Raw genomic sequence first — 8,058 nt, 5'->3', positions numbered from 1 at the left:
GGACAGGCTCAGGACAGGCTCAGGACAGGCTCAGGACAGGCTCAGGACAGGCTCAGTACAAGTCGCTCAGTACAAGTCAAAACCTGTAAAGTTTTCGGATTTATATGGCTAACGCCACGCTACGCTATCAGCAAACCCTAAGTATTTAGGATAACAGTAACAGCAGTTACTAAATAGTAAAAGTCCTGAACAACTGAGTATTATTTTTCCCACTCAGCAGTCAGGACTATCATTTTGAAATAAATTTACAGTTTGGTGATTGGTGATTGGGGACTGGGGACACTTCGACAAGCTCAGTGCATCGCTGGGGACTGGGGACTGGGGACTGGGTTATTAACTTCTCTTTCCTGCCCTGCTTCCCCTGCCTCCCCTGCCTCCCCTGCCTCCTCTACACCTTACAATCCAGGAATGATTACTTCTTGGGTGAAATTAGCATCATCATATTTCGCCCTTCTTTCTTTGGCGCTTGCTGTACTTCACCAAACGGTTCTAAATCTGTAGCCATCCGTTTTAGCAAATCCTCTGCTAAGTCACTGTGTTGGATTTCTCGACCCCGGAACATCACAGTAGCTTTGACTTTATCACCATCTTTGAGGAAGCGTTCAGCTTGCTTGACGCGCACATTATAGTCGTGTTCTTCAATCTTATAGCGCATCTTTACTTCCTTCACGTCAGCCGTGTGCTGCTTCTTCCGGGCTTCCCGCGCCTTTTTCTCCTGCTCAAACTTATATTTCCCGTAGTCCATGATTCGACATACCGGCGGGTCGGCTTTGTCACTGAGTAGCACTAAGTCTAGTTCTTTTTCTTCTGCTAACTTTAGTGCTTCATGGGGCGGCATAATTCCTAATTGGCCGCCATCAGTGTCAATGACTCGAATTTTCGGGAAGCGAATGCGTTCGTTAATTTGGGGCAGATCGCGAGTTCTTTTTTTCTCAATCACAGGCATTATGATTTTTGGGAGCTTTTTTAGTTAAGGATTTGGCTTGGCTTTGGTTTACTTAGTTTTATTTGCTATGCCAATAAAGGCAAAATACGTAAATGACTCACAATGGAAAAATGAGTGCATATCTTTAGGTTAGCTAATTCAAACAACATTTGGTTAATCTGTTGTATTTGTTATTCTACTAACTTTGTTCAGATTTCCTACAATAGTTAATTTAAATTACAGTTTTCCAGGAAAGAGTTTGTGACTACTACGTTATCTTGGCAGCAGCGGCTAGGTAATCAAAGAGATTGGCTGTGGAGAGGTTGGCAAATTCGCTATACCTACATCCGGCCTACTTACAATTACCAAAATACCACACCTTTAATTTTACTACATGGTTTTGGTGCTTCCATTGGTCATTGGCGACATAATTTAGAAGTTTTAGGTACACATCATACGGTTTACGCTTTAGATATGCTGGGTTTTGGTGCTTCTGAAAAAGCTCCGGCTAATTACAGTGTCAAACTTTGGGTAGAACAGGTTTATGACTTTTGGCAGGCATTTATCCGTCAACCAGTTATATTAATAGGTAATTCTGTTGGTTCTTTAATCAGCTTAGTTGCGGCTGCTACCTATCCTGATATGGTAGCGGGTGTGGTGATGATCAGTTTACCTGATCCCACTTTGGAACAAGAAGCCCTTCCTGCTTTTTTACATCCAGTGGTTAGGGGTATGAAAAGTATGATTGCTTCGCCTTTACTGCTGAAACCTCTGTTTAATTTTGTGCGTAAACCAGAAGTATTAAAACGTTGGGCTGGTCTTGCCTATACAAACCCCGAAGCCATTACGGATGAATTGATAGATATTTTAGCAGGACCTCCACAGGACAGAGGCTCTACCCGTGCTTTTATTGCTTTGTTTAAATCTTCTATAGGCGCAGAATTTAGTCCTAGTGTCAAGGAAATATTACCAAACTTAACAATTCCTATGTTATTGATTTGGGGGCGAAAAGATAAATTTGTTCCCCCAAACTTGGCCAGTGAGTTTGCTAAATACAATGAAAAATTAGAAGTTTTGTATTTAGAAGATGTAGGTCACTGTCCCCATGATGAAGCACCGGAAAAGGTGAATGAGGTAATTTTAAATTGGATTAGGGAATGGGGAATAGGTGATAGTTGATAGGTGATAGTTGATAGTTGATAGGTGATAGTTGATAGTTGATAGTTGATAGGGAAAAATAAAATTGATTACCCAGTCCCCAGTCCCCAGTCCCCAGTCACCAATCACCAGTCACCAATCACCAATTACCCAACTTTAACTTGCTCAGAGGTTACATTAGTAGCACCATTAACGGAACGAGCGACAGAAACCATTTTGTTGAGAATTTTCTGACTGGGAACTTCACCTTTTAATACAACAGTGCTACCTAGTTGAGCTACCCAGAGGCGATCGCAATTTGTAAGTTCTGAATCTTGATCAAAGGCTAATGCGACTCTTTTAGCTAAACCGCTTTGATCATATTCGCCATTTAATCCTATACGTTCTGGAGGGATTTTGTCAGCGGTAGCTGCTGCTTGTGGAGTTGGGTTTACTTTTGCGTTTTCTGGTTTTTCCATTCCAAACAGTCTTTTTAACCAACTCATAAACGATTTTCTCCTGGTAAAGTGGTTCTCACATATCAGTATAAAACTTTAAAAAGCCAGTAACATCTATCTCTGCTAAGATTTGCAGTAGTTTTAATCTCGTTTAATCTCGTTCCCAGTCTCAGACTGGGAATGCTGTTTTTGAGTCTCTGACTCTGATTTAATAGAAGGCAGAGCCTTCTTACATTCATTCCCATACAGAGTATGGGAACGAGAAAAAATTACTTTTAAATCCTGGAAATCCTGATTTAGATAGGAGTCACAAGCGTATTAAAATAAGGGTTTAGACCGAAAATTTTATTTCGTAGTCAGTCTAAAGCAGCCCTGAGATATGGCTGATGTTACATTTATCTCTTTATACTCCCTAGCCTGTGTTGGCGAAGATGAAACATACTCTTTCTGTACTTGTTGAAGATGAAGCGGGGGTTTTGTCCCGTATTTCTAGTTTATTTGCCCGTCGTGGCTTTAATATAGAAAGCCTTGCTGTCGGTCCTGCTGAACAGGGTGGAGTTTCCCGAATTACGATGGTTGTACCTGGTGACGATCGCGTGATTGAACAACTCACAAAGCAGTTATATAAATTAGTTAATGTCCTGAAAGTACAGGATGTTACTGAGACACCTTCTGTAGAAAGGGAATTGATGCTTTTAAAAGTGAATGCTACCAGTAGCAACCGTTCTGAGGTGGTGGAACTGGCTCAGATTTTCCGCGCTAGGGTTGTGGATGTAGCGGAAGATTCTCTGACTTTGGAAGTGGTGGGAGATCCGGGGAAGATGGTGGCGATCGTCCAAGTGTTGCAAAAGTTTGGTTTACGGGAAATTGCCCGCACGGGTAAGATTTCTTTAACTCGTGAATCTGGTGTTAATACTGAGCTACTGAAGTCTTTGGAAGCAAAGGTTTAGTTTTCAGCTATCAGTTATCAGTTGTCAGTTATCAGTTGTCAGTTGTCACGCGCCATCTTAAAAAAAGGCGATCGCCCATCAATGTCATAATATTTAACTACAATATAACTACAATAGAGGCGATCGAGTCTTTAACCCCTATTCCCAGTTTTATGACTCTTGCGAAACCTGCTGACATAGATATTACCAATCTTCCCGACCACACTGAGTTACCAGAGTCGGATGGAACATTTGTGTTAGCGAAGCGTACCGTAGGTCAAAATTTTCAAGAACATCCGCAAAGCATCTTACTAACAGACTCCATCAATAGCACATTGCAAAAAATACATCCTGATGGACAATATGCGATCGGTCAAGACTGCGGTATTTATTGGCGTTTAACCGAACCACTGGAAAAAGGCGCGGAAGCACCAGATTGGTTTTATGTAGCTAATGTACCACCAATGTTAAACGGTAAATTCCGCCGTTCCTACGTATTGTGGCAGGAATATATAGCACCTTTAATAGTTTTAGAGTTTGTATCTGGGGATGGTGCAGAAGAAAGGGATAAAACACCGTTTAATGGTAAGTTCTGGGTGTATGAACAAGCAATCAGAGTACCGTTTTATGGTATTTATGAAGTCCAGAAAGCCAGTGTGGAAGTGTATCATTTAGTGAATGGACGTTATGAATTATTACCAGCTAATGAAAGGGGGCATTATCCAATTTTACCGCTAGGTGTAGAGTTGGGGATTTGGGAAGGACAGTATAATAATATGCAAGCTCCCTGGTTGCGTTGGTGGGATTTACAGGGGAATTTGTTGTTACATAGTGGGGAGAAGACGCAACAGTTAACATCTCAGTTGGAGCAGGAACAGCAAAAAGCCGCACGTTTAGCGGAACGGTTGCGGGAGTTGGGGGTTAACCCGGATGAGGTTTGAATATACCTCACGCAAAGACGCAATTTTTAAATCCCCGATTTCTTTGAGAAGTTGGGGATTTTGTGGTGTGTTAAGTTTACGTAATTTTTCTTAATTTATCTTCATTGATAGAAATATAAATGTAACACAATTTAAGTAGATTTTACATATTATTTGCTTCTAATTGTGATTTAATGAAGGTAGTATTGTAAATACACAGGTTGAGTAACTGCACAGTCTCAGCTATTAAACAGCTATTAAATTTGTATGTGATGAATGATCAGGCGATCGCCAAAATTGCCGAACCAAATTATAAAATTATAAACGGATGCAAATATGAAAACAATCAAAATCAAGGTATCATTATCTACACAACAAAAAGAAATTTTTAATCAATATATAGATCAACTAGAATGGTTTTGGAATTTAGCCCTAGCTAACCAGTTTCACAATCATTGTATCAAATGGTATGAATGGGCAAAAAAACAGCAACAACTCTTAGATAAAACCAAAGAAAACTTCGATAAATTAAAACCCGAACAAAAACAATTAGTTTTAGATTTCTATAGCCATAAATATGGTGAAAAACAACCTAAGTTAACGGAGAAACAAAAGGATTTAATTAATAAATTTGAGATTTTTTCTCGTTGGTTGCCTTTTGATTTAGATGGTATTATACCAGTTCCCTTACTCTTGGGTAATAGTGGTTATGAAGGCTTATCTTGTAGAATTGCTATTGGTGGTCCGCGTTGGGTGAGAGATGAAAATATTAATATCCCCCTGAAAAATAAAAAAGGGGAAATTATACATAAAAAAGGTTCTAAATTAGTTCCTGGTAAACATCCTTATCAACCTATTAAACCCACACCCCACAGTTATAAAACCTTTCCTGGTGGTAAATTTGCAGGTAGAGAATTAGTTGATGTAAAAAAACTCGATAATTTAGATGGGTTAAACAGTATCAGAAGTGCAGAAAATCTACCCCCTTTAACAGTACCTACTGATTATATCGGGGGAACAATGAAATTTTTTGAAGTTTCCTGGAATGCGTTTCTAGATCCGAAATTACCAGAAAGACGCAAGGTAAAATTCAAAGATAAAGAACGGAAATTAACCACATTATCCAATAACCAAAAACCACCAAACCGGATCAACCCGGAAAAGAACACTGTGAGTATTTCAGGAATAGGTGAAGTAAAAGTCATAGATAGAAATTGGTTGCAAAGATTAAACCTAGAAAATATCAGTCCTAGAACCTATACCCTGAGTAAAAAACCTTCTGGATATTATCTAAATATTGTAGTTGCCCATCCTCTCCAGGAAGAAAAATCTAAACTAGATAAACAATTACCAAAAGTGAAAAAAGAATATGGAGAAGAAAGTCAAGAATATCAGGAGATTTTGAGTAAATATAATGAAGTTTCTGAGCAAATCAAATTATCATATTTTGATGATGTTAAAGATTTATCTGTAGGTATTGATCCGGGAGTAAATGCGGTTATTTCCACAGATCACGGGGCTTTGTTTATGCCTAATATAACTAGAGAAAGGATATCTATTCATATTGAGGAATTACAATCAAAATTAAACAAAATAAAAGATATTAATGATGCCCAATGGAAAGCCGCAGGAAACAAAGGAGAAAGACCAAAAACCAAAAACGAAATTAAGTTACAAGCGCAAATTAGTAGACTGCATGAAAAAGGTGCTAACTCTGCTAATTGTTTTAATCATAAACTTTCTACCCGCATTGCTAGAACCTATAGATATGTATGCTGGGAAGATACAAAAATTAAGAACTTACTCAAACAAGTTGAACCTCAAGCCTTACCAGAGGGGGTAGGATATGCCCACAATGGAGCATCTGCCAAACGTGGATTAAATTGGATCATGAGACAGCGTTGTTTGAGTGATTTGGAGGCAAAAACTAAAGAGAAAGTTGAGAAAAAAGGCGGAAAATTTAATGAACCTTCTGCTAATTATAGTTCTCAGCTTTGCCATTGTTGTCAGCAGAAGGGAGAAAGGGTTTCTCAACATGAGTTTATTTGCAAAAATCCCGAATGTAGTTTATTTGAAAAAGTGCAGCAAGCTGATGTGAATGCTGCCAGAAATCATAAACAACATGGAGGCTTTGAAGTGGGAGAGGTGAAATATAATTTAACAAAATTACAGTATCAAAAACCCAAGAGATTTAAAAAGAAAAAGTTGACAAAGTAATCTATTTCAATTATTATTAGATTACCGCAGTTTGGGCGGGTGATTAAGTGATTAATCTATGGCTTGTAAGTTTTGATCTTTGGATTTAAACCCAGAAGCAAGGGGTGTGGTGACTATCCCCGTAGACTGTCCAGAAATATGGCAGGAACAACTTAATTTTTGGCAAACCACAAGCTCGGCTAAAAATGCCGGGGATCTGCCAAAACCTCAGAACCTAGACAATTTAAGGGTTTCAGCACTTCAAGTCTCAGATTTTAAATGCTCTTTAGCGGCTGAAATGGACTTTTTGATCAGGTCCGCCAAATATGGCTCTGAAACTTAGGCTAATTAAGGATCTCAATGGGCGGGGTTTCTAGATGTTCTGAGGACTGATTGTTGTTTAAACGATTTAATTTGGTGCTTGATTGCTGCTATGATATTGTTTCTAGATGTTCTGAGGACTGATTGTTGTTTAAACCTCGGTTTTGAGATTGATAAACTCATTAAATTTTTGTTTCTAGATGTTCTGAGGACTGATTGTTGTTTAAACCTAGCTTACACGGATGACTTCAGAGCGGCGATCGCATCGTTTCTAGAAGTTCTGAGGACTGATTGTTGTTTAAACATCTTGACTGCCTAATTCTTCAAAGCCCTTGCTACACGAGGTTTCTAGAAGTTCTGAGGACTGATTGTTGTTTAAACACCCGGAAACACACCTTGAAAATAATCCAGAATTTAGTTTCTAGAAGTTCTGAGGACTGATTGTTGTTTAAACCATTAGAGTGCATCGTCGCTGGTTTAAAAAAGAAACGGTTTCTAGAAGTTCTGAGGACTGATTGTTGTTTAAACTCAGAATTAATCAAATCAGAAGTAGAAAAGCAAGTTGTTTCTAGAAGTTCTGAGGACTGATTGTTGTTTAAACCGGAAATTTCGCTTTTATGCACGCTTAGGTACTAGTTTCTAGAAGTTCTGAGGACTGATTGTTGTTTAAACAATACACCCGCTGCAAACTACTTAGGAGAAAACCAGACACAACGTTTCTAGAAGTTCTGAGGACTGATTGTTGTTTAAACAATACACCCTCCTGGTAAATCTTAGCTATACCCATTTTGTTTCTAGAAGTTCTGAGGACTGATTGTTGTTTAAACCATTTTTCTGGCTTTACCTCTACCTTGCAATAAGGGTTTCTAGAAGTTCTGAGGACTGATTGTTGTTTAAACGGTATTAAGTACCGTCTCGTTGACGGAGAACTTTTTTGTTTCTAGAAGTTCTGAGGACTGATTGTTGTTTAAACATATTAAAAATAATATCCACTGACGTGATTATTATGTTTCTAGAAGTTCTGAGGACTGATTGTTGTTTAAACGCTGATGCAACGTTTACCCGTGCTGATGGGGGAATGTTTCTAGAAGTTCTGAGGACTGATTGTTGTTTAAACTTCCACTAATCCCGTCTAACATGGCAATAACACGGCGTTTCTAGAAGTTCTGAGG

The 8,058-nt window shown here is 38.8% G+C and carries 6 protein-coding genes and 1 CRISPR repeat array; of the genes, 4 read left to right on the top strand and 2 right to left on the bottom strand.

Going from position 1 to position 8,058, the window contains the following annotated elements; translation table 11 throughout:
• Positions 1-412: 412 nt before the first annotated feature.
• On the bottom strand, positions 413-946 hold the full coding sequence (gene infC / locus PN497_RS01525) for a translation initiation factor IF-3 (RefSeq protein ID WP_096566105.1): 534 nt from the start codon (positions 944-946) through the stop codon (positions 413-415).
• A gap of 240 nt (positions 947-1,186) precedes the next feature.
• On the opposite strand from infC, the gene PN497_RS01520 reads away from it, so the two are divergent.
• The gene (locus tag PN497_RS01520; RefSeq protein WP_096566103.1) at positions 1,187-2,104 is read left to right on the top strand and encodes an alpha/beta fold hydrolase; all 918 of its coding nucleotides are present in this window, start codon (positions 1,187-1,189) and stop codon (positions 2,102-2,104) included.
• A gap of 125 nt (positions 2,105-2,229) precedes the next feature.
• On the opposite strand, the gene PN497_RS01515 is transcribed toward PN497_RS01520, so the two are convergent.
• Positions 2,230-2,568: a BON domain-containing protein gene (locus tag PN497_RS01515; RefSeq protein WP_096566101.1), complete on the bottom strand. Its 339-nt coding sequence runs from the start codon at positions 2,566-2,568 to the stop codon at positions 2,230-2,232.
• Positions 2,569-2,951: 383 nt separating this feature from the next.
• Here PN497_RS01515 and ilvN point away from each other — a divergent pair, with 383 nt between their 5' ends.
• From ilvN to PN497_RS01500, 3 genes are all read left to right on the top strand, one after another.
• The gene (gene ilvN / locus PN497_RS01510) at positions 2,952-3,470 is read left to right on the top strand and encodes an acetolactate synthase small subunit (RefSeq protein ID WP_096566099.1); all 519 of its coding nucleotides are present in this window, start codon (positions 2,952-2,954) and stop codon (positions 3,468-3,470) included.
• Positions 3,471-3,622: 152 nt separating this feature from the next.
• Positions 3,623-4,390: a Uma2 family endonuclease gene (locus PN497_RS01505; RefSeq protein ID WP_096566097.1), complete on the top strand. Its 768-nt coding sequence runs from the start codon at positions 3,623-3,625 to the stop codon at positions 4,388-4,390.
• A gap of 315 nt (positions 4,391-4,705) precedes the next feature.
• Entirely contained in the window at positions 4,706-6,586 is a 1,881-nt protein-coding gene (locus tag PN497_RS01500) for a zinc ribbon domain-containing protein (protein ID WP_096566095.1), read from the top strand.
• Between the two features lie 348 nt (positions 6,587-6,934).
• A CRISPR array of direct repeats spans positions 6,935-8,003; the repeat unit is 37 nt; unit sequence GTTTCTAGAAGTTCTGAGGACTGATTGTTGTTTAAAC.
• Positions 8,004-8,058 lie beyond the last annotated feature (55 nt).

The organism is Sphaerospermopsis kisseleviana CS-549 (assembly GCF_028329225.1).
In the GTDB taxonomy this organism is placed as follows: Bacteria; Cyanobacteriota; Cyanobacteriia; order Cyanobacteriales; family Nostocaceae; genus Sphaerospermopsis; species Sphaerospermopsis kisseleviana.
The sequence above is the reverse complement of the archived record's forward strand: the minus strand, read 5'-3'. Positions and strand labels throughout refer to the sequence as shown.